This is a genomic window from Flavobacterium sp. DG2-3, assembly GCF_030730925.1.
Taxonomy (GTDB): Bacteria; Bacteroidota; Bacteroidia; order Flavobacteriales; family Flavobacteriaceae; genus Flavobacterium.
Map to the genome: position 1 here is coordinate 25838 of NZ_JAVAMB010000013.1, position 19662 is coordinate 45499.

The following is a 19662-nucleotide window of genomic DNA, read 5'->3' on the forward strand; positions in this document are numbered from 1 at the left end:
ATCAGCTATAAGAATTCCTGCTATATTTGATTCATCAAAAATAAAATCTAAACCATCAAAAAACGAACAATGACAAAAGTAATTACAGCTTTAACTGTCGCTCTATTTTCAATTGGAGTAACAGCGCAAGAAACGAAACCTGCAACAAAAGAAAAAGCAAAAAAAGAATCTTGCTGCAAAAAGACAACGGAGAAAAAAGATAAAAAATCTTGTTGTACTAAGAAATAAACGAAATTCAATTTCAACAGAAAGACCTCGCCAAAAACGAGGTCTTTTTTATTTTCAGCCACAACTCGAGCGATAGCGAACTGGCGAAGCAATTAACGAATTATTCTATTAAAAGTAAAGTTTAAGAAAATAAAATTCGTGAATTCGTGGCTATTAAAAAATCTATTTCACGCGAATACTCCATTCAAAATCCATTTCAGAAACTTGAACTCCTTCTTCATTTGTTCCTATAGATTTCATCCAGAACGTCTGCCCTTCTCCAGTTTCTATGGTTTTCTTGATGGCATCGGCAATTAAATGTCCGTCTTTGCAGACAAATGTAATTCTTCCTGTTGCTTTTTTAGTAAAGTTTCCTTTGTTGTTGGCTACTAACATAGAGATTTTTTTGCCACTTTGCTGAATCTGCGAAATCACTAAAGCTCCAGTTGTCAGCTCTGCCGCCATTGCCTGAACTGCAAAATACATCGAGTTAAACGGATTCTGATTGATCCATCTGTGTTTTACTGTTACTGTACAGCTGCTATCGTTTATATCTTTTACACGAACTCCGCAAAAGTATGCTGAAGGCAATTTGAATAAGACGAATTTATTAAGTTTTGATACCGAAAGTGCCATAGAATATATTTTTTATGTAAAAATACAAAAAAACTATGCACGCACAATAAATTCTTTTAACAGGAATAGAAAGCCTTTAAAAACGGCACTTTCGAATGATTTTCAGCAATTTAAAGGATAATTCACAATCTTATATTTGTTAAATTTTTGTTAATAATTAGTACTATGCAAAACAAGATACTGTTTTTTAGACATATATTTGCATAAGAAATTACTATATACTTTTAATCATGGAACAATCAACACCACTCATCATGGAAAAAACATCAGAAAAGAATACAGCAGCATTTACTCATTTGAGTACTTTAAGCCAATATATAATTCCGTTTGGGAACTATATTTTTCCGCTAATCATTTGGACGAACTATAAAGACAAATCTGAATTTGCAGATCACCACGGAAAACAGGCTTTGAATTTTCAGTTAAGCATTTTGCTTTACTCTTTGATTTTAGCACTTATTGCTATTCCGATTTTCGTAACTGTCTTTTTACAGAATCTTCCAATAGAAGCTGTTTTTAATGACGACGATTATGTAATTAGAAACTTTAACTTTCAGGCAAACATTGGAATGTTAAGTGTAGGAATTACAGCTGTTATCCTTTTCGGATTATTAAAATTTGTTGAATTCTTTTTAGTGATTTATGCTTCTATAAAAGCTTCAAACGGAGAATTATACAAATATCCGCTTACGATTCCTTTTATAAAGTAATTAGACGTTAAAGATTAAAAGTTCTTATACATACGGGAGTTTTAGCCCTGATAGAAGTGGAAATCCTTATGTGTCTCGTTTCTTTAACGAGACACAAAAGATTGAAACGGATAGCAGGAAATAGCTCCAAAAATCAATCATCAATCAAATCATCATCAATCAAAAAACGAATTGTTCAATCAAAAAAAAACAAAATGAAATTATGAACATTGAAAACACAAAAGCACAGATGCGCAAAGGTGTTCTTGAGTTTTGCATCTTATCAGTTCTAAAAGAAAAAGATGCTTATACCTCTGAAATATTAGACACTTTAAAAAACGCAAAATTACTAGTTGTAGAAGGAACCGTTTACCCGTTGTTAACGAGACTGAAAAATGACGGTTTGCTAAATTACCGCTGGGAAGAATCGACCTCTGGGCCACCTCGAAAATATTATGGATTAACCGAGATAGGACAAACATTTTTAAACGAACTTAGCGGCACTTGGACAGAATTATCCGACGCCGTAAATCTAATCACCAATCAAAATCAATAAGTCATGAACAAAACAGTAAATATTAACTTAGGCGGGATGTTTTTTCACATCGATGAAGATGCATACTTAAAATTGACACGCTACTTTGACGCTATAAAACGATCACTTAACAACTCATCTGGTCAGGATGAAATTATTAAAGACATCGAAATGCGTGTTTCTGAATTGTTGACAGAAAAACAAAAAAGCGAAAAACATGTTGTTGGACTGAAAGATGTTGACGAAGTGATTGCGGTAATGGGACAGCCAGAAGATTACCGAATTGAAGATGAGGAAACGGCTCAATCTTTTAATAATTATGCAAGAAAACACAAAAAATTATACCGCGATAAAGAAAAAGGTATGATTGGAGGTGTGGCGACAGGTTTAGGACATTATTTTGGAATTGACGCTGTTTGGATCAAAATTGTATTCTTAATCTTTGTTTTTGCAGGTTTTGGAACTGGTATTCTAGCTTACTTCGTTCTTTGGATCGTAACTCCTGAAGCGGTTACGACTTCAGAAAAATTAGAAATGACTGGAGAGCCTGTAACAATTTCAAACATCGAAAAAAAAGTTCGCGAAGAAATTGACTCATTATCTGATAAATTTAAAAATGCAGATTATGACAAAATGGGAAACCAGGTAAAGTCGGGAGCTGGGAGAATAAGTAGTTCATTTGGAGACTTTGTGATGACGGTTTTTAAAATCTTTGCTAAATTTTTAGGAGTGATTCTAATTATATCTGGGATTTCAACTTTAATCATGTTGCTGATTGGTGTTTTTACTTTGGGAACTAACATTTTTATTGATTTCCCTTGGCAGAATTTTATTGAAGCAGGAAACTTTACAGAATATCCGCTTTGGTCATTTGGATTGCTAATGTTCTTTGCCGTTGGAATTCCGTTTTTCTTCCTGACACTTTTAGGATTTAAATTGTTATCTCCAAACTTAAAATCAATCGGAAATATTACAAAATATACGCTTTTGGCTCTTTGGATTATTTCTATCGCGATTCTTACAAGTATCGGAATTAAACAGGCAACTGAAATTTCATACGACAATAAGATAGTAGAGAAAAAAGTTTTTGCCATCAAACCGGCTGATACTTTGTACATCAAGTTTAAGTACAATGATTATTACACAAAAAGTTTGAACCATTACAGAGAATTTGAATTTGTACAGGACTCTGCAAACAACGAATTGATTTATTCTAATGACGTGCGTTTACACGTATTGCGCACAGATGAATCGGCTCCGTTTATTCAGATCGAAAAAAGTGCAAGAGGCAACTCTTTTACAAATGCAAAGAAAAGAGCAGAAAAAATTAATTATAAGTTTCAAATTAACGGAAATCATTTAATTTTGGATAACTATTTTCTGACAGATGTAAAAAACAAATTCAGAGGACAAGAAGTTGATGTTTATCTTTATGTACCAGAAGGGCAACTGATTAAACCCGATTCTTCTGTTAGAGATTACTATAATTCAGACGATAATTTCTTTGAATTAAATTATAATGGAGATTACAATTATAAAGTTATCGGGTCTAAAGTAAGATGTTTGAACTGCCCTGCTGATGAGGACAATGATAACAATTACGAGAATAACTATGAAAATGATTACGAGAATATTAATGAAGACGTTAATGAAGCTGCCGTTGAAGCTGCAGACACGATAAAAGAAGTTTCGGTTAAAATTAACGGAAAAGAAGTTATAAACGGAAAAAAAACTAAAGGAAGACTAACTACAGATAAAAACGGAGTGATAATCAAAACTAACTAAACCATGATAAAAATAATCATCCATATTACGAAATTTATAATTATAACTATTACTGCTTTACTGTTTGCTTCATGTAATTTTAACATGAATTCTATTGAAGGAAGCGGAAATGTTACAACTGAAAAAAGAACCGTTGACGGAGAGTTTAAAAATATCTCTGTAAGCAATGCCATCGATTTGGTTATTGAGCAGTCTGACGCAACAGAAATTACTGTCGAGGCCGATGATAATCTTCAAAAAGAAATCGTTACTAGAGTAGAAAATGGAACGCTTATTATTGAATGCAAATACAGCTCTTTCCGCAACATTACATCAAAAACGGTAACGGTAAAAATGCCTGCTGTTCATAAAATAGAAGCTTCGAGTGCGTCAACTGTTGAAACTAATGGTACAATTCAAAGTGAAGATATTACTTTGGACGTTTCAAGCGCAGCATCGATGGATGTTAATATCGAATCGGACAGAATTGCAATTGATGCCGGAAGCGGAAGTTCTGTAGATATTATAGGTAAAGCGCTAAGTCTTACTACTTCAGCGTCAAGCGGAGGAAGTATAGATGCCGAAAAACTTATGGCAAATGAAGTTCATGCTGATGCTTCTAGCGGAGGAACTGTTTCTGTACGTCCAATCTTAAGCTTAAAAGCAGATGCTTCTAGCGGAGGAAATATCAACTACAGCGGTAATCCAAAAACGGTTGAAAAATCGGCAACTTCTGGAGGAACCGTTAGCAAAAGCTAAAAGTGCAACTGTTAAATATAAAAGAAATCATTCACCGAAAGTGGATGATTTTTTTATATTTGTCAAAATCAAATCTAGAATTAATGAAAAAAAGTACAGCGCTGCTCTTATTATTATTTGTTACAACTTTCACTTTTGCACAAAAAAGAGAAAAAATTAAAGGTTCTAAAATTGTAACGACCTCGATAAAAGAAGTTGGAAGTTTTGACGCTCTTGAAGTCGATGATAATCTGGAAGTTTATTTGGAGCAAGGAGAAAAAAACGAAATTAAAATTGAAGCCGATGATAATCTTCATGACATTATCGGAATGGATTTAAGAGAAAAAACGCTTCGTTTATACACTAATAAAGAATCTACTATTTTCAAGAAGTTAGCTGTAAAAGTAACGTATACTAAATCTTTAAATAAGGTCATTACAAAAAATGAAGCTATAGTTTATGCCATTCAAGAATTGCAATTGGATGATATCACAATGAATTGTCTTGATTTTTCTAAATTATTTTTAAATGTAAATTCAAAGAGATTCTCCCTAATTGCCGATGATAAAACTAAAACAGAGTTAAACTTAAAAGCTGAAGATGGAAATTTGCAATTGAGCAAAAATGCTTCAGTTAAAACATTAGTTTCTGCTATAAAATTCAAATGCGATTTATACCAGAGATCAACTGCTGCAATTGAAGGTATTGCTGAAAAAGCTACAATTAGACTAGATAATAATTCTATTTTCACCGGAGTAAAATTTACTTTGAAAGATGCGAATATTACTGCTGAAGGTTCTTCTGTTGCAAGCATTTTAGCAGAAAACACTATCACAATTGCAGCTGGAGACAAGTCTGAAATTTCACTATCTGGTGATCCAAAAATAGAGCTTACACGTTTTAGCGAAGAGGCAAAACTGATAAAAAAACCAGGCGCACCAAAACCAAAAACATCGACATTGTAAATTTCTAAATTATTTAGAATTTAAAAATATAATGAAAAAGTCCCTTCCGAAAGAAAGGGACTTTTATATTTATAACAAGTTCAGATTAACTTGAAACAAAAAATTTATTCCTTTGAAGCTAAATATCTTTCAGCATCTAGCGCAGCCATACATCCTGTACCTGCAGCAGTAATTGCTTGACGGTAAACATGATCTGCAGCATCACCCGCAACAAAAACACCTTCTACATTCGTTTTAGATGTCCCTGGAGTATTTACGATATAACCTGTTTCGTCTAGTGTAATATAATCTTTAAAGATATCTGTGTTTGGTTTGTGTCCAATTGCTACGAAGAAACCAGTTGCTGGAATTTCGATAACTTCTCCAGTAGTTTTGTTTAAAGCTTTAATAGCATGAACTACATTATTATCTCCAAGAACTTCAACTGTATCGTGATTCATTAAGATTTCGATATTTTCTGTTTTACGAACACGCTCTTCCATAATTTTAGAAGCTCTAAATTTCTCGCTTCTAACTAGCATCGTTACTTTTTTACAAAGTTTAGACAAGTAATGTGCTTCTTCGCAAGCAGAATCTCCCGCACCAACAATTACAACATCTTGATTTCTGTAGAAGAATCCGTCGCAAACCGCACAAGCAGAAACTCCACCACCCATATTTAGGTAATGTTGTTCTGATGGCAATCCTAAATATTTAGCCGAAGCACCTGTAGAAATAATTACAGTTTCGCAGTGCAATTCGATAGAATCGTTAATCCAAACTTTATGAACACCTCCAGAAAAATCAACTTTTGTTGCCCATCCGTCACGAATATCTGCACCAAAACGTTTTGCTTGTTCTTGTAACTGAATCATCATTTCTGGTCCTGTTACTCCATCAACATAACCTGGAAAATTTTCAACTTCATTAGTAGTCGTTAATTGACCGCCAGGCTGCATTCCTTGATATAATACTGGATTCATATTAGCTCTGGCTGCATAAATAGCCGCAGTATATCCGGCAGGACCAGAACCTATAATAAGGCATTTAATTTTTTCGATTGTATTTGACATAGTTATGTTTTCATTAATAATTGATGGTGCAAAAGTAAGTTTTTATTGTTGGAAAAAAGAACTCGGCTAATCAGTTTTTGTTATTCTCAAATAACAAATAATGAATATGTCAAGCTTATGTCTGCGCATTATTGCTTTCGCAAATTAAAAATTTAAACAATTGTAATAGTTATTCGCCAGAAACAAGGAATACATGATAAAAATCATTTCTTAAAAATAGGTTTTATCCTACATTGTTCCAATAAAAAACTTAACTAAAATCGAAATGAAAAAAGTAATTTTACTGCTTGCAGGTTTGTCATTGACTTCGTGCAAGAAAGAATCGGGTGAATTCGATGTCGTAAAAACTCCAGAAACTCCTAAATCAGAATTATTAGCGAAAGCTTCTACTTTCTTTAAATCTGTTTCAGCATTGCCTGAAGAAAACATATCGCAGGAAAAAATTGATTTGGGAAAAAAACTTTATTACGATAAAGCATTGTCAAAAAATGGAACAATCAGCTGTAATTCCTGTCACAATCTTGCCACTTATGGAGTTGACAACAAATCTTTGTCTGAAGGAGACACAAAACAATTGGGAGACCGTAACTCGCCTACCGTAATTTATGCTTCGCTGCATTCTATGCAATTTTGGGATGGCCGTGCCAAAAATGTAGAAGAACAAGCCAAAGGACCTTTACTAAATCCTGTAGAACACAGTATTCCAGACGCTGCATTTTTAGAGAAAAAACTAAGAGCAATACCAGAATATCAAGCTCTGTTTAAAAAGGTATATCCAAAAGATAAAGAACCTATTACTTTTGATAATCTAGCCAATGCAATTGGTGCTTTTGAACGCAAACTTAATCCGAAAAGTAAATTTGACGATTATCTGGATGGAAATGAATCGGCTCTAAATGATCAGGAAAAAAAGGGTTTAAGTTCTTTTATCGAGAATGGTTGCATTACCTGCCATAGCGGTCCTGCATTAGGAGGCCAAATGTTTCAGAAATTTGGCGTTTATGGTGATTATGCAAAACTTACCGGCAGCAAAAAAGTCGACAAAGGACTTTACAATCTAACAAAAAAAGATGGAGATTTATATATGTTCAAAGTTCCCGGTTTACGTAATGTAGAAAAAACGGCACCTTATTTTCATGATGGTTCCGTTTCATCATTGAATGAAGCCATAAAAATGATGGGGAAATTACAGCTTAACAAAGATATTTCTGATGAGGATGCTAAAAACATGGCTGCTTTCTTAAAAACATTAACTGCCGATGTTGATGCAAAGTATAAAAATTAAATAGCTGATTATTTTAAGCGCAAAGATTGTATGTAGAGACGCACTGCAGTGCGTCTAACGTTTGTCAGGTCGTTTGAATCTCGCAAAGTCGCAGAGACGCAAAATTTTTGAGCTCATTTTTTAATTTTGGCAAAGGAGATATTATAAAATAATCCTAAAAAGAAAAAAGCCGAACATTTCTGTTCGGCTTTTTGTCGGGGTGGCAGGATTCGAACCTGCGGCCTCCTGCTCCCAAAGCAGGCGCGATAACCGGGCTACGCTACACCCCGAAGATGTATATTTGTTGTAGTGCCCGAAAGCGGATGCAAAGATATAAATAAATTTGATTTGAAAAAGAAAAAAATAAGAAAATAAATTTTCATGTTTTCTTAGAAAAGCTTTTCCTTAAAAACGAGACATCTTCAATTGATTTTAATAACTGAAATAACTTTTTGACTGCTATAGAATTACGTGCTGATTTTAAAAATAAAAAACTCTGAAGATTGCTAATCTTCAGAGTTTTATTTTTTTTTATACAATCTGTATAATTATTCTATACTTTTAATATAAGCAGGATAAGATTCTTTACTCGGCAACACAAATTCTTCATCAAAAGGCTGTATGCCATCTCCATTATTATACAATGCTACACGTTTGGCGCCCGTTGCCGTACTTCCTCCTGTTCCATTGATAACATTTTGAATATTACCAGGACCTGCAAAACGAGTAATGCACATTTTCTCCAACTTCACATTTGGACTATTTGGCACTTCAAAACCGTTTTTCTTATTTACATTTCCATCAGTTCCTGTAAAAACAGCATAAGATCCCATTCCTATTGTATGATGTTCTTTTACCGAATTCGCTACTTTAAATGCCGCGTAGCCATCAACTCTTCCGCCCTGACTGCTCCAGGTCGCCTGATTCGGAGCATCGTAAGGCGGTTCGTTTTGAAAGAAAAAAGTTCTGCCTCGCTCTCCAAGCCATACTACTTCATATTCCTGAAAATGTTCTACAAACAAAGCATAAAGCGTAACATCATCTCCTGTCACGATAAGTCCGTTTTTGCATCTGTCTCTTATCCAGCGCGCATCTCCGCCTTTCTGCGAACCATGATCAGCACGCCAAAGCCAGAAATGATCTCCTACCACATTATTACTGTTTATTTGCATAGAAGCCTGAATCTGAATATTTTTTGACTGAACTCCACCTACTCTACAAGTAATATCTGTTAGCAAAATAGGATTTGAAGAATGATCGGCATTCGCACCTTCGTTACCAATTCTAACCTGATACGTTGTACTATTAAAAGAATCCATCAAAAGTCCAGCAATGATAATCCCGTCTTTATCATCGGCATAAATGCATCCCCACGTATTTTTCTCCGTCGGTTCAAGCGTTACCGACGCAATACCAGCTCCTAAAAGAATTGCATCTTTTCTGTTTACCTGAATCGGAGCATTTAAGGCATAATGTCCTGGAATGAAAAATATATTTTTACCCGCTTTCAACGCGGCGTTTATTTCCACATCGGTATCTCCTTCTTTAGTAACATACCAACTCGTAATCAAATCTTGAATTTTTCCTTGCCCCATATCTTTTGCAGACCAAGAAACTCCAACTCTGTCCTTTTGCCATGCCGGAACAAATACTTTATATTCTCCATCTTTATCAATAAAAAGAAAAGGTTTTTCTCTAATAATAGGTGTAGTCGAAATTGGAGAATTGCTATCATCTGCTTTCGGCGGATTTACACAACCCTGCCAAACCATATTATACGAGCCTCCCATCGCTCCAGAGCCTGAAGGAAAAACGGTATTTCTGGTATACCATTGCTGCTGTCCGCCCCAATTTGGCCTTGATGTGGTGTAGTGAGAATCGGCAATAAAACCACCGCTACCCCAAAAATTCGTGTTTCCGATATCCGAAATATATTTCGAAGTGCTTTCAATAAGTAATCTTCTCGCACTTGTTGACTGAGAAACCGTCCACGAAAAATCGCGCATTATTTCTACATTTTCAACCGAACGCCAAAAAGTACAAGTTGCATTTGCTCCGCCAGAAAGGTGAGGTCTAGTAAATATCGCTCCCAATTTAACATCAGACGGCACTTTTCCTAAACCTCCAATATGAGAATAAAATCCTAATTCTATTGCATTTGCTTCTGCTGACGATGCAGAACCAGAGCCGCCAACATCATACGTTTCGCCATTAACATTTGGTTTAAAATAATAAGCCTGACGTTTTGTTGTCCATTCACCATTTGCACCGCCTAAACCAATACTGCTAAATTGCGAGTTAATTTCATTTCGTGCCATTTCAGCTTTTTCATATTTTCTATCATAGAAGTACATATTGTCTCCAAAAATTTGATTTTCGAGAGAAATCACAATAGTAATATCATTACGAGTAATTTTATAATAGTTCTCGTATTTATCTGTATTGGGCTTATTGTCTGTAAATGTCAATTTAGAAGTTGACCCAACTGATACAAAATTTGATGCCAAGCGACTTCCTCCTCTAGTAATCATATAATTTCCAGAAGAGCCAAAAGCCAACCATGATAATGTTATAGAATGTTTCTTTTTGTTATAAACAATTTTACGTTCTATTTTTTTATTTCCCTCTATTTTTTCATCTGTAGAATAAGGCGAAACAAAACTGCATAAAAACAGCATAGACGCGAATAGTGTAAATAATGAGATTGTTTTTTTACTCATAAGAATGTTGCTTTTTGTGGTTTGATAGTTTGTAATTATTGTAGTTTTTAGGGATCACAAAATAGCAATAATCTGTAAGCTGAAAGTCCGTTTTTGCTCTCAATTTTCTCATCAAAAACACTACAAAATCTAGAAATTTTGCCTTTTTATACCATAAATAAACCTTATTGCACCTATCTGTTTTTCGTTAATCACTTTTTTTTGTCCACAAATAGAAAGAGAAAATGAAATGAAAAAAATTACACTATTTATAATCTTGGCGTTTTCTGTCCTTGCTATCGCACAGCAAAAAAATATCATTTTTATTAACTCCATTGCCAGAGAAATTGTGTTGCACAAGAAAAATGTCCACGCTTCTTATTATCATGATAAATTTAACGGAAGGAAAACAGCGAGCGGCAGAAAATTTAACAACAACGATCTTACCGCAGCGCATAAGAAATTTCCTTTTGGCACCTTATTAAGAGTAACCAACGAAGCCAACAAAAAATCTACAATAGTAGAAGTTACAGATCGGGGTCCATTTATTAAAGGAAGAGAAATTGATCTCAGCAAGAGAGCCTTTATGAAAATTGCTTCCAATAAAAAAAGCGGTTTGGTTTATGTCACTATTGAGATTTTGAAATAATTCTTTTTCTGGCTAAATTTTGATTCCTGCCTTTTTAAGTAAGAACAACGACTAAATTATCTTCAAATTTTATTGACAATTCTATTCATATCTAAAATAATTTTCTGCCAAACACCCATGAAACCCCGATTAATCAAACTTTCACAAATGTTAACAAAATAGATTTTCAGAAACCATAAATAATTGTATTTTTACGGTTCAAAATTCAGAAAATAAATGGGCAAAATCATTGCTATTGCTAATCAAAAAGGAGGCGTTGGAAAGACTACTACATCTGTAAATCTTGCTGCCTCATTAGGTGTTTTAGAAAAAAAAGTATTGTTGATCGACGCTGATCCACAGGCCAATGCTACATCTGGTCTTGGAATTGATGTAGAAACAGTTGAAACTGGAACCTACCAAATACTTGAGCATACTGTAACACCAAAAGAAGCCGTTTTAAAATGTACAGCTCCAAACGTAGATGTGATCCCAGCTCACATTGACCTTGTTGCTATCGAAATTGAATTGGTTGACAAAGAAAACCGTGAATACATGCTTAAAAAAGCATTGGAAGAGGCAAAAGAAGAATATGATTATATCATTATCGACTGCGCGCCTTCTCTAGGTTTGTTAACCTTGAATGCTTTAACAGCTGCAGATTCTGTAGTTATTCCTATTCAATGTGAATATTTTGCACTTGAAGGATTAGGAAAATTATTGAACACTATTAAGAGCATTCAAAAAATACACAACCCAGATCTTGACATTGAAGGTTTATTATTAACGATGTACGATTCAAGATTGCGTTTATCTAATCAGGTTGTAGAAGAGGTTCAAAAACACTTTAACGATATGGTTTTTGACACTGTAATTCAGCGAAATGTAAAATTAAGTGAGGCTCCGAGTTTTGGAGAAAGTATCATTAATTATGATGCAACAAGCAAAGGCGCCGTAAATTATATTCATTTAGCACAAGAAATTATAAAGAAAAACAGTAAATAGTTTTTATGACAAAAGTAATTAAAAAACAAGCCTTAGGAAGAGGATTATCTGCCTTATTAAAAGATCCTGAAAACGACATTAAATCAGTAGAAGATAAAAATGCTGACAAGGTTGTTGGAAACATCATTGAGCTTGAAATAAGTGCGATTGAAATAAATCCGTTTCAGCCTAGAAGCAATTTTAATGAAGAATCATTACGCGAATTAGCCACTTCTATTAAAGAACTCGGTGTAATTCAACCTATTACTGTTCGTAAATTAGATTTTAATAAATACCAGTTAATCTCAGGAGAGCGTCGTCTTCGTGCATCTAAATTAGTAGGCCTGACTCATGTTCCGGCTTATATTCGTATTGCAAACGACAACGAATCTTTGGTTATGGCTTTGGTTGAAAACATCCAGCGTCATGACTTAGATCCAATTGAGATTGCTTTATCATACCAACGTTTAATTGACGAAATTCAATTAACTCAAGAACAAATGAGTGAAAGAGTGGGTAAAAAACGTTCGACAATTGCCAACTATTTACGTCTTTTAAAATTAGATCCGATTATCCAGACTGGTATTCGTGATGGTTTTATTAGCATGGGACACGGTAGAGCAATTATCAACATTGAAGATTTAGACGTTCAGACTGATATTTATCAAAAAATTGTAAGCCAAAATTTATCTGTTCGCGAAACAGAAGCTTTGGTTAAAAATTATCACGAAGGTTTACAGCCAAAAGCAGACGGAAAACCGAAAGCAGAGTCTGCGTTTGTGGTAAGAGAAACACAGAAAAATACTTTCAACGATTATTTTGGTTCGAAAGTTGATATAAAAGTCGCTGGTAACGGAAAAGGAAAAATTACAATTCCATTTAATTCTGAAGCCGACTTTAACAGAATTATAAAATTAATAAACGGATAGTGAATAAGATTGTCCCCATTGGTCTGTTGTTCTTTCTAACAGGAACCGTTTCTCTTTTTGCCCAGGTAAAAAAAGACACGGTTTTGGTCGTAAAAGACACTACTGCATTACAAGAAATAGACCCGCTTACACCAGCAAAAGCCGCTTTTTATTCGGCTATTTTACCTGGTTTAGGTCAAGCATACAACAAAAAGTACTGGAAAATTCCATTGGTCTACGGAGCAATCGGAACCAGTTTATATTTCTACATAGACAATAACAAAAAATACCACGATTATCGTGACGCCTACAAACGAAGATTGGAAGGTTATAACGATGACAACTACCAATTTTTGGACGACGACCGACTTATTGCGGGACAGAAATTCTACCAGAGAAACAGAGATTTATCGGCTTTATTTGTTGTCGGATTTTATGTCTTGAATATAATCGATGCCAATGTTGACGCCGCTTTGATACAGTTTAACGTAAACGAAAGGCTTTCAATGCGTCCAGAAATTTATCCAGCCGATGTAACATTTAAACCAAATGTCGGACTAACTTTTAACTATAAGTTTTAATAGATTAATTTCTATTTAAAAAATCAAAAACAAATCATAATGAAAATTGCGCTTTTAGGATACGGAAAAATGGGTAAAGTAATCGAAAGAATTGCTTTAGAAAGAGGTCACGAAATAGTTTTAAAGAAAGATGAATTTAACACCTATGACGGACTTGCAACAGCCGATGTTGCGATCGATTTCAGCGTTCCATCAGCAGCGGTTAGCAATATTTCTGCATCTTTTAATGCTAATGTACCTGTAGTATCAGGAACAACTGGATGGCTAGAACATTATGACGAGATGATTGCGCTTTGCAATGAGAAAAAAGGAGGATTCATTTCTAGTTCAAATTTCAGCTTAGGAGTAAATATTTTCTTCGGACTAAATGAATATTTAGCTAAAATCATGAAACAATTCGATTCTTATAAAGTTTCGATGGAAGAAATTCACCACATTCACAAATTGGACGCTCCAAGCGGAACAGCAATTTCTTTGGCTCAGGGTGTAATTGAAAACAGCAATTACAAAAACTGGACTTTAGATGACGCTAAAGCAAACGAGATTCGTATTGAAGCAAAAAGAATTGGAGAAGTGCCTGGAACTCACACTGTAAATTACGATTCTGCAATTGACAGTATCGAAATCAAACACACTGCCCATAACCGCGAAGGCTTTGCTCTTGGCGCTGTTATCGCTGCAGAATGGCTGGCAGGAAAGAAGGGAATTTTCTCTATGAAAGACGTTTTAAACTTACAATAAATCGACTAAAATTCTGGATGACTAAATCCTGAATTTGAAACTTAAAATACAATATTATGTCACTATACTCTTGGTTCGTATTTTTCTTAGCAGTACAAATTATCCATTTCTTAGGAACTTGGAAATTATATCAAGCAGCTGGAAGAAAAAGCTGGGAAGCCGCTGTTCCGGTTTACAATTCTATCGTATTAATGAAAATTATTGGCCGTCCAACGTGGTGGACCATTTTGCTTTTTATTCCGATTATCAACTTGATCATGTTTCCTGTTGTTTGGGTAGAAACCTTAAGAACATTTGGCAAAAGATCTACTTTAGACACTATTCTTGGTCTTTTTACTTTAGGATTTTACATTTACTATGTAAACTATACCCAAAAATTAGAGTATCGTAAAGATCGCAGCTTAACTCCTGAAAATAAAACAGCTGACACTATCAGTTCTTTATTGTTTGCGATTATAGTAGCTACATTAGTGCATACTTATGTTGTACAGCCTTATACTATTCCAACATCATCTTTAGAAAAATCTTTATTGATTGGTGATTTCTTATTTGTGAGTAAATTAAACTACGGTCCTAGAGTTCCAATGACAACGGTTGCATTGCCAATGGTTCATGACTCTATTCCATTAACAAAAAGCAAATCATATTTAAGCTGGCCACAATTACCTTATTTGAGACTTCCAGCTATCCAGAAAATAAAACGCTGCGATATTGTCGTCTTTAACTGGCCTGTCGATACGGTTCATTACTTCTTTGAACCTAAAGGAAGACCAGGGGTTATCAAACCAATTGACAAAAAATCAAATTATGTAAAAAGATGTGTGGGTATTCCTGGAGACAGTTTAGCTATTAAAGATGGCTTTGTTTTCATTAACGGAAAAAAATTAGTTTTACCAGAAAGAGCTAAACCGCAATATTCTTACGCTGTAGCATTAGACGGAAAAACACCGATTGACTTTGAAACTATTTTCAAAGAATTAGACATTACAGATCCTGCAGGTTTCAGAACCGAAAAAAGAGATACACTTTACTTAGGCGCTTTAACAGAAGCTGGAGCTGAAAGATTTAAAAACACTCCTGGAGTTACTGCAGTAATACGTAAAATTGATACACAGGATGACGATAGAATATTCCCGCATATCAATAAATGGAGCCAAGACAATATGGGGCCTATTTACATTCCAGAAGCTGGAAAAACAGTTGCATTAACAAACGAATCACTTCCTTTTTATAAAGAGATCATCACAAATTATGAAGGAAATACGTTAGAGTTGCAAGGTTCAAAATTCTTGATTAACGGAAAACCAACCACTACATACACTTTCAAACAAAACTATTACTGGATGATGGGAGATAACCGTCATAACTCAGAAGATAGCCGTTACTGGGGTTATGTTCCAGAAAATCATATTGTTGGAAAACCAGTATTCATTTGGATGAGCTGGGACACTAACGGAAAAGGCATCAATAAAATTCGCTGGAACCGAGTATTTACAACTGTAGATGGCGAAGGTCAGCCTCACTCATACTTTAAATACTTCTTAATACTTCTTGCTATTTATTTCGTAGGAGATTTTATCTGGAAAAAAAGAAGAGAGAATAAAGCATAAAAAATAATGTTATTTTTGTTTCAGGTTTCACGTTTCAAGTTCGCATAGAACCTGAAATCTGAAACCTGAAACTTTTTAAACACAAATACTCATGAATTCCTTAATACTGCCAACTTATTTCCCATCTATCAGTCATTTTGCTGTAATAGCGCAATCTGAAAGCATTACTTTTGAAATGGAAGATAATTTTCAGAAACAGACCAATAGAAACAGAACATATATCTATAGTCCAAACGGAATTCAATTATTAAATATTCCTGTTAAGCATTCTAAAGAAGCGCATCAAAAGACTAAAGACATTTTGATCGAGAACGAATTTGACTGGCAGAAACAGCATTTTAAATCGCTTGAGGCCGCTTATAGAAGTTCTCCGTTCTTTGAGTACTTTGAAGATGATATTGTTCCTATTTTCGAGAAAAAACACCAATTTTTAATGGATTTAAATTTCGAAGTTTTAGACATTGTTACTAAATGCCTTCGAATGAAATTTGATTTTGGAAAAACGACTGAATATTTTCACGAAGTGGCTGATTTTACCGATTTCAGATATTTAGCAAATGGTAAAAAAGACGCCAATTCTTTTGAGAAATACACTCAAGTCTTTGATGACAAACATGGCTTTATCAACAATTTAAGTGTTTTAGATTTACTTTTTAACGAAGGTAAATTTGCAATGGATTATTTAAAAACGCAAAAAATAATTTCCATTAACGCCTGACATCATTATTGTTAATATCTTGAGACTCTATCCTATCACTAAATTTTTTACCAAAATTATAAGTCAGAGTTAAAAGCAAATTTCGCGAATTATTCTTTGTTTCAATTTTTTGATAAAAATTATTATATTCACTAATGTCTGTAAATCCACTAGAAACTCTTCCAAGAAGGTTTCGTCCATAAAGACTCAAATTTAATTTACCCTTAAAAATATTTGTTGAAATTGTAAAATCTAAGTAAGGATTGGTAATCCTTTTTGACAATAATGAATAATTAGGGCCATCTTGCCTTCCAGAAATAGAAATTGACAACCTATCTTTAAAAAATATTCCATTTAGATTAAAATTCCCCCTAAATGTGTAGCCACTATTTTTTCCAATTATAGCATCTTGACTATTATCTTCAAAAACATTATAATCAAAGCCTGAATTTATATTTGCAGTGATTTTCTTAAGCACCTTTGTTTTAAAACCAATATTCATTCCAGTAGAATTATATCTAGCTGCATTTTCAAGAGTCTGAATTAATAAATTTCCGTCATTTCTGTACACAGGTGTGATAGCATTATTTATAGATTCATTATAAATTTTGAGAGAAAAACTATCTGATGTATAAAACTTAGTCAACATTGCAAAATAGTAATTTCTTAGCTGCGGATCAAGTTCTGAATTCCCTTGTTTCGCAACACCAGGATATAAAATAAGCACATCATCATTTAAATCGCTTGCACTTGGTCTTAGTACTTTACGCGAATAACCTACTTTTAAATCCAATTTATTCTCAAAATGATATAAGCTATTAATTGTCGGCAATACTAAGTTATAACTTTGCCTCAATAATTGATTTGAATTATTTGTAAATTCATATGTTAAACTTACTTCAGATGAAAATTTATTTGACCATTCAGAGTCTAATTCTACTGAACCATCAAACACATTCTGATAAACGTAAAAATTATCATGAGAAAAACGATACTTTCTATTTATGTATTTAATATCAGTATAAAAATCCATTTTTTTTCCAAAAACACGCATTTCTTCAAATTCATAATCGGCTTGTAACGAAAGTTCATTATTTTTTGATTGAACATCGTAATAGTCTATTTCAGAAGTATTATCAAACTGAAATTGACTTTTATTTATGTTATTAAAAATTGAATATGAGCTTTTAAAAAAAAACGCCTTATTTTCAGCAATTTTATAATTAAAAACTGATGCAATATTCCAGTTAACCATACTTTCTTTACCAATTTTAGAAAAAAGATTAACTTCTTCTTCATTTAAAACAGTAAAGCCATTTGCTTTCCCAGAAAAACTATATTCGTTGATATTATTTGAAATAGTAAAATTACTCTTATCATTTAATTTTATGGCTACTCTTGTATTAGAATTTAATTGTTTGCCATTAGAATGATTAATGTTAGATTGATAGAAAAGACCATTTTCATCAATCCGTCTAGATGTAAAATCAATTACTTGATCATTATTTAAATATTGAAAACTCGTTCTTAAAAGAAAAAAATCTTTTTTAAAGGAGAAATTAGGACTAATTGACCAATAATTATTTACAGCCCCAACTGTACCATCTAAACTACCTTTAAAAAAACCCTCTGCTCTAGTTTTTGTTATAACATTAATAATTGCACCTAAAAATTCCGATTTAAAATAAGCTACCGAAGGATTATTAATTATTTCAACACTTTTTATATCTTCCACTTTAAGTCCTTTAAGCTCGCTGGCATCCGCTTCCAATCCATCAATAAAGATTTTACCTGTTAACACTCCATCAACTAATGTTTTACCATCGAATTCATTAAAATAAACATTAGGTACTGACTGAAGCACATCACTTGCTTTTGCATTTTTTAAATAATCTTTATGATTTATCTGGTAAATTGCTTTTTTTGCACTTGTGATTATTTTTTCACCCGATTTAATAACTACTTCATTTAACAATTCTGGTTCTAACTTAACAAGCTCGATATTAAATAAAGTATTTTTACCTTTAATTTCTACAAAAGAATCAAATTCTTTATAACCATAACTTTTCACTTTAATAAAAACAGTATCACGAGTATTATAATCAAATTTATACTCTCCATTCTTATTAGTTATAGAGAATTTCGAAGTTTGCCCCATTTTTAACTCGACTAATACATCTTGTAAAGCGACATTATCATTTAACACTTTACCGGAAATAGCATGTTTTTCTTGAGAAAAAAGACTAACAGTACATAAAAAAAAGAAAGAAATAATTATAAATCGCATAAATAATATTAGTAAAAATCTTAAAAAAAACTTTCCTAACTAATAAGTTAGGAAAGCCAAACAATAATTTTCTGATTTTTTACGTGTTATAGACACCTACAATCACTTGACCACTATCTGTTTTACCACATTCTCCTCGTGCACCAGAGCAGCCACCATCATCTTTTTTATCTTTCTGAGCCGTACTAATTGACGAACTTAAAGAAGCAACTGTTATTCCCATAATTGCAATGATAAATCTTAATTTTGTTCTCATAATTTTTTATTTATAATAATTAATAATATTTAGTTACACCCACATTTCCCAGTGATACGATTACCATCTGCAGTTATGCCACACTCTCCATTCCCTGGTGAACAATCGGTTGGATCTTGTTTATCTTTTTGAGCATTTATCACTCCCGACGAATACAAAGAAATTGTAATACCAAAAACAGCAACAACAAATTTTAAATAACTGTTCATACTTTTACTCATTATAAGTTCCACTGATTATATTACCATCACCTGTTCTTCCACAGATTTGGCTATTTAACGTACATGTACCTGAAGGATCTTTCTTGTCTTTTTGAGCACTTACAACGCCAGATGCACACAAAGAAATTACAACTCCAAAAACAGCAACAACAAATTTTAAATAATTTTTCATTTTTTTAGTGTATTTAAATTAATTAATA

General features: G+C 33.4%; 20 protein-coding genes and 1 tRNA gene. 14 read left to right on the top strand and 7 right to left on the bottom strand.

Features of this window, described 5'->3' with window-relative positions; genetic code table 11:
- Positions 1-69 precede the first annotated feature (69 nt).
- Positions 70-228: a hypothetical protein gene (locus Q9Q97_RS16805; RefSeq protein ID WP_164515329.1), complete on the top strand. Its 159-nt coding sequence runs from the start codon at positions 70-72 to the stop codon at positions 226-228.
- Between the two features lie 162 nt (positions 229-390).
- Here Q9Q97_RS16805 and Q9Q97_RS16810 read toward each other — a convergent pair whose 3' ends face one another.
- On the bottom strand, positions 391-843 hold the full coding sequence (locus Q9Q97_RS16810) for a DUF4442 domain-containing protein (RefSeq protein ID WP_111285737.1): 453 nt from the start codon (positions 841-843) through the stop codon (positions 391-393).
- A 254-nt stretch (positions 844-1097) separates the two neighbouring features.
- On the opposite strand from Q9Q97_RS16810, the gene Q9Q97_RS16815 reads away from it, so the two are divergent.
- The 5 genes from Q9Q97_RS16815 to Q9Q97_RS16835 all read left to right on the top strand — a co-directional run bounded on the left by Q9Q97_RS16815 (position 1098) and on the right by Q9Q97_RS16835 (position 5534).
- Complete coding sequence (locus Q9Q97_RS16815) at positions 1098-1553, top strand: DUF4870 domain-containing protein (RefSeq protein ID WP_306159198.1); 456 nt, start codon at positions 1098-1100, stop codon at positions 1551-1553.
- A 202-nt stretch (positions 1554-1755) separates the two neighbouring features.
- Positions 1756-2088 (top strand): PadR family transcriptional regulator, encoded by a 333-nt coding sequence (locus Q9Q97_RS16820; protein WP_008464689.1) that lies wholly within the window; start codon positions 1756-1758, stop codon positions 2086-2088.
- 3 nt (positions 2089-2091) lie between these two features.
- The gene (locus Q9Q97_RS16825; protein WP_306159202.1) at positions 2092-3852 is read left to right on the top strand and encodes a PspC domain-containing protein; all 1761 of its coding nucleotides are present in this window, start codon (positions 2092-2094) and stop codon (positions 3850-3852) included.
- Positions 3853-3855: 3 nt separating this feature from the next.
- Positions 3856-4590, top strand: coding sequence for a head GIN domain-containing protein (locus Q9Q97_RS16830; protein WP_306159203.1), 735 nt, complete (start codon positions 3856-3858; stop codon positions 4588-4590).
- Positions 4591-4673: 83 nt separating this feature from the next.
- A complete protein-coding gene (locus tag Q9Q97_RS16835; protein WP_306159205.1) occupies positions 4674-5534 on the top strand; it encodes a GIN domain-containing protein in 861 nt (286 codons plus the stop codon).
- A 104-nt stretch (positions 5535-5638) separates the two neighbouring features.
- Here Q9Q97_RS16835 and trxB read toward each other — a convergent pair whose 3' ends face one another.
- Entirely contained in the window at positions 5639-6586 is a 948-nt protein-coding gene (trxB, locus tag Q9Q97_RS16840) for a thioredoxin-disulfide reductase (protein ID WP_306159207.1), read from the bottom strand.
- Between the two features lie 265 nt (positions 6587-6851).
- On the opposite strand from trxB, the gene Q9Q97_RS16845 reads away from it, so the two are divergent.
- Positions 6852-7871: a cytochrome-c peroxidase gene (locus Q9Q97_RS16845; protein ID WP_306159209.1), complete on the top strand. Its 1020-nt coding sequence runs from the start codon at positions 6852-6854 to the stop codon at positions 7869-7871.
- Positions 7872-8065: 194 nt separating this feature from the next.
- Here Q9Q97_RS16845 and Q9Q97_RS16850 read toward each other — a convergent pair.
- Both Q9Q97_RS16850 and Q9Q97_RS16855 read right to left on the bottom strand, forming a co-directional pair.
- A tRNA-Pro gene (locus Q9Q97_RS16850) sits at positions 8066-8140 on the bottom strand.
- Between the two features lie 258 nt (positions 8141-8398).
- A complete protein-coding gene (locus tag Q9Q97_RS16855) occupies positions 8399-10570 on the bottom strand; it encodes a hypothetical protein (protein WP_306159211.1) in 2172 nt (723 codons plus the stop codon).
- A 229-nt stretch (positions 10571-10799) separates the two neighbouring features.
- On the opposite strand from Q9Q97_RS16855, the gene Q9Q97_RS16860 reads away from it, so the two are divergent.
- The 7 genes from Q9Q97_RS16860 (at position 10800) to Q9Q97_RS16890 (ending at position 16719) form a co-directional block, all read left to right on the top strand.
- Positions 10800-11198, top strand: a complete 399-nt coding sequence (locus Q9Q97_RS16860) for a septal ring lytic transglycosylase RlpA family protein (protein ID WP_306159212.1) — start codon at positions 10800-10802, stop codon at positions 11196-11198.
- A gap of 216 nt (positions 11199-11414) precedes the next feature.
- On the top strand, positions 11415-12182 hold the full coding sequence (locus tag Q9Q97_RS16865) for a ParA family protein (protein WP_008464569.1): 768 nt from the start codon (positions 11415-11417) through the stop codon (positions 12180-12182).
- Between the two features lie 5 nt (positions 12183-12187).
- Complete coding sequence (locus Q9Q97_RS16870) at positions 12188-13090, top strand: ParB/RepB/Spo0J family partition protein (RefSeq protein ID WP_306159215.1); 903 nt, start codon at positions 12188-12190, stop codon at positions 13088-13090.
- Complete coding sequence (locus Q9Q97_RS16875; RefSeq protein ID WP_306159217.1) at positions 13090-13650, top strand: DUF5683 domain-containing protein; 561 nt, start codon at positions 13090-13092, stop codon at positions 13648-13650. Before Q9Q97_RS16870 ends, Q9Q97_RS16875 begins: the two co-directional genes overlap by 1 nt.
- 39 nt (positions 13651-13689) lie before the next feature.
- Positions 13690-14391 carry a 4-hydroxy-tetrahydrodipicolinate reductase gene (gene dapB / locus Q9Q97_RS16880; protein WP_306159219.1) on the top strand — a complete coding sequence of 234 codons (702 nt, stop codon included), beginning with the start codon at positions 13690-13692 and terminating at the stop codon, positions 14389-14391.
- Positions 14392-14447: 56 nt separating this feature from the next.
- Positions 14448-16001, top strand: a complete 1554-nt coding sequence (lepB, locus tag Q9Q97_RS16885) for a signal peptidase I (protein WP_306159220.1) — start codon at positions 14448-14450, stop codon at positions 15999-16001.
- Between the two features lie 91 nt (positions 16002-16092).
- The gene (locus Q9Q97_RS16890) at positions 16093-16719 is read left to right on the top strand and encodes a WbqC family protein (protein ID WP_306159222.1); all 627 of its coding nucleotides are present in this window, start codon (positions 16093-16095) and stop codon (positions 16717-16719) included.
- Here Q9Q97_RS16890 and Q9Q97_RS16895 read toward each other — a convergent pair.
- The 3 genes from Q9Q97_RS16895 to Q9Q97_RS16905 all read right to left on the bottom strand — a co-directional run bounded on the left by Q9Q97_RS16895 (position 16709) and on the right by Q9Q97_RS16905 (position 19634).
- A complete protein-coding gene (locus tag Q9Q97_RS16895; protein ID WP_306159224.1) occupies positions 16709-18985 on the bottom strand; it encodes an outer membrane beta-barrel protein in 2277 nt (758 codons plus the stop codon). The two genes, Q9Q97_RS16890 and Q9Q97_RS16895, sit on opposite strands and share 11 nt — an antisense overlap.
- 79 nt (positions 18986-19064) lie before the next feature.
- The gene (locus Q9Q97_RS16900) at positions 19065-19241 is read right to left on the bottom strand and encodes a hypothetical protein (protein ID WP_306159226.1); all 177 of its coding nucleotides are present in this window, start codon (positions 19239-19241) and stop codon (positions 19065-19067) included.
- A 213-nt stretch (positions 19242-19454) separates the two neighbouring features.
- The gene (locus tag Q9Q97_RS16905; RefSeq protein ID WP_306159227.1) at positions 19455-19634 is read right to left on the bottom strand and encodes a hypothetical protein; all 180 of its coding nucleotides are present in this window, start codon (positions 19632-19634) and stop codon (positions 19455-19457) included.
- Between the last annotated feature and the right edge of the window lie 28 nt (positions 19635-19662).

Excerpts from the sequence above, each read along its gene's own strand:
- Q9Q97_RS16805 (WP_164515329.1), top strand. The coding sequence starts at position 70 with ATGACAAAAGTAATTACAGCTTTAACTGTCGCTCTATTTTCAATTGGA.
- Q9Q97_RS16810 (WP_111285737.1), bottom strand. The coding sequence starts at position 843 with ATGGCACTTTCGGTATCAAAACTTAATAAATTCGTCTTATTCAAATTG.
- Q9Q97_RS16815 (WP_306159198.1), top strand. The coding sequence starts at position 1,098 with ATGGAAAAAACATCAGAAAAGAATACAGCAGCATTTACTCATTTGAGT.
- Q9Q97_RS16820 (WP_008464689.1), top strand. The coding sequence starts at position 1,756 with ATGAACATTGAAAACACAAAAGCACAGATGCGCAAAGGTGTTCTTGAG.
- Q9Q97_RS16825 (WP_306159202.1), top strand. The coding sequence starts at position 2,092 with ATGAACAAAACAGTAAATATTAACTTAGGCGGGATGTTTTTTCACATC.
- Q9Q97_RS16830 (WP_306159203.1), top strand. The coding sequence starts at position 3,856 with ATGATAAAAATAATCATCCATATTACGAAATTTATAATTATAACTATT.
- Q9Q97_RS16835 (WP_306159205.1), top strand. The coding sequence starts at position 4,674 with ATGAAAAAAAGTACAGCGCTGCTCTTATTATTATTTGTTACAACTTTC.
- trxB (WP_306159207.1), bottom strand. The coding sequence starts at position 6,586 with ATGTCAAATACAATCGAAAAAATTAAATGCCTTATTATAGGTTCTGGT.
- Q9Q97_RS16845 (WP_306159209.1), top strand. The coding sequence starts at position 6,852 with ATGAAAAAAGTAATTTTACTGCTTGCAGGTTTGTCATTGACTTCGTGC.
- Q9Q97_RS16855 (WP_306159211.1), bottom strand. The coding sequence starts at position 10,570 with ATGAGTAAAAAAACAATCTCATTATTTACACTATTCGCGTCTATGCTG.
- Q9Q97_RS16860 (WP_306159212.1), top strand. The coding sequence starts at position 10,800 with ATGAAAAAAATTACACTATTTATAATCTTGGCGTTTTCTGTCCTTGCT.
- Q9Q97_RS16865 (WP_008464569.1), top strand. The coding sequence starts at position 11,415 with ATGGGCAAAATCATTGCTATTGCTAATCAAAAAGGAGGCGTTGGAAAG.
- Q9Q97_RS16870 (WP_306159215.1), top strand. The coding sequence starts at position 12,188 with ATGACAAAAGTAATTAAAAAACAAGCCTTAGGAAGAGGATTATCTGCC.
- dapB (WP_306159219.1), top strand. The coding sequence starts at position 13,690 with ATGAAAATTGCGCTTTTAGGATACGGAAAAATGGGTAAAGTAATCGAA.
- lepB (WP_306159220.1), top strand. The coding sequence starts at position 14,448 with ATGTCACTATACTCTTGGTTCGTATTTTTCTTAGCAGTACAAATTATC.
- Q9Q97_RS16890 (WP_306159222.1), top strand. The coding sequence starts at position 16,093 with ATGAATTCCTTAATACTGCCAACTTATTTCCCATCTATCAGTCATTTT.
- Q9Q97_RS16895 (WP_306159224.1), bottom strand. The coding sequence starts at position 18,985 with ATGCGATTTATAATTATTTCTTTCTTTTTTTTATGTACTGTTAGTCTT.
- Q9Q97_RS16900 (WP_306159226.1), bottom strand. The coding sequence starts at position 19,241 with ATGAGAACAAAATTAAGATTTATCATTGCAATTATGGGAATAACAGTT.
- Q9Q97_RS16905 (WP_306159227.1), bottom strand. The coding sequence starts at position 19,634 with ATGAAAAATTATTTAAAATTTGTTGTTGCTGTTTTTGGAGTTGTAATT.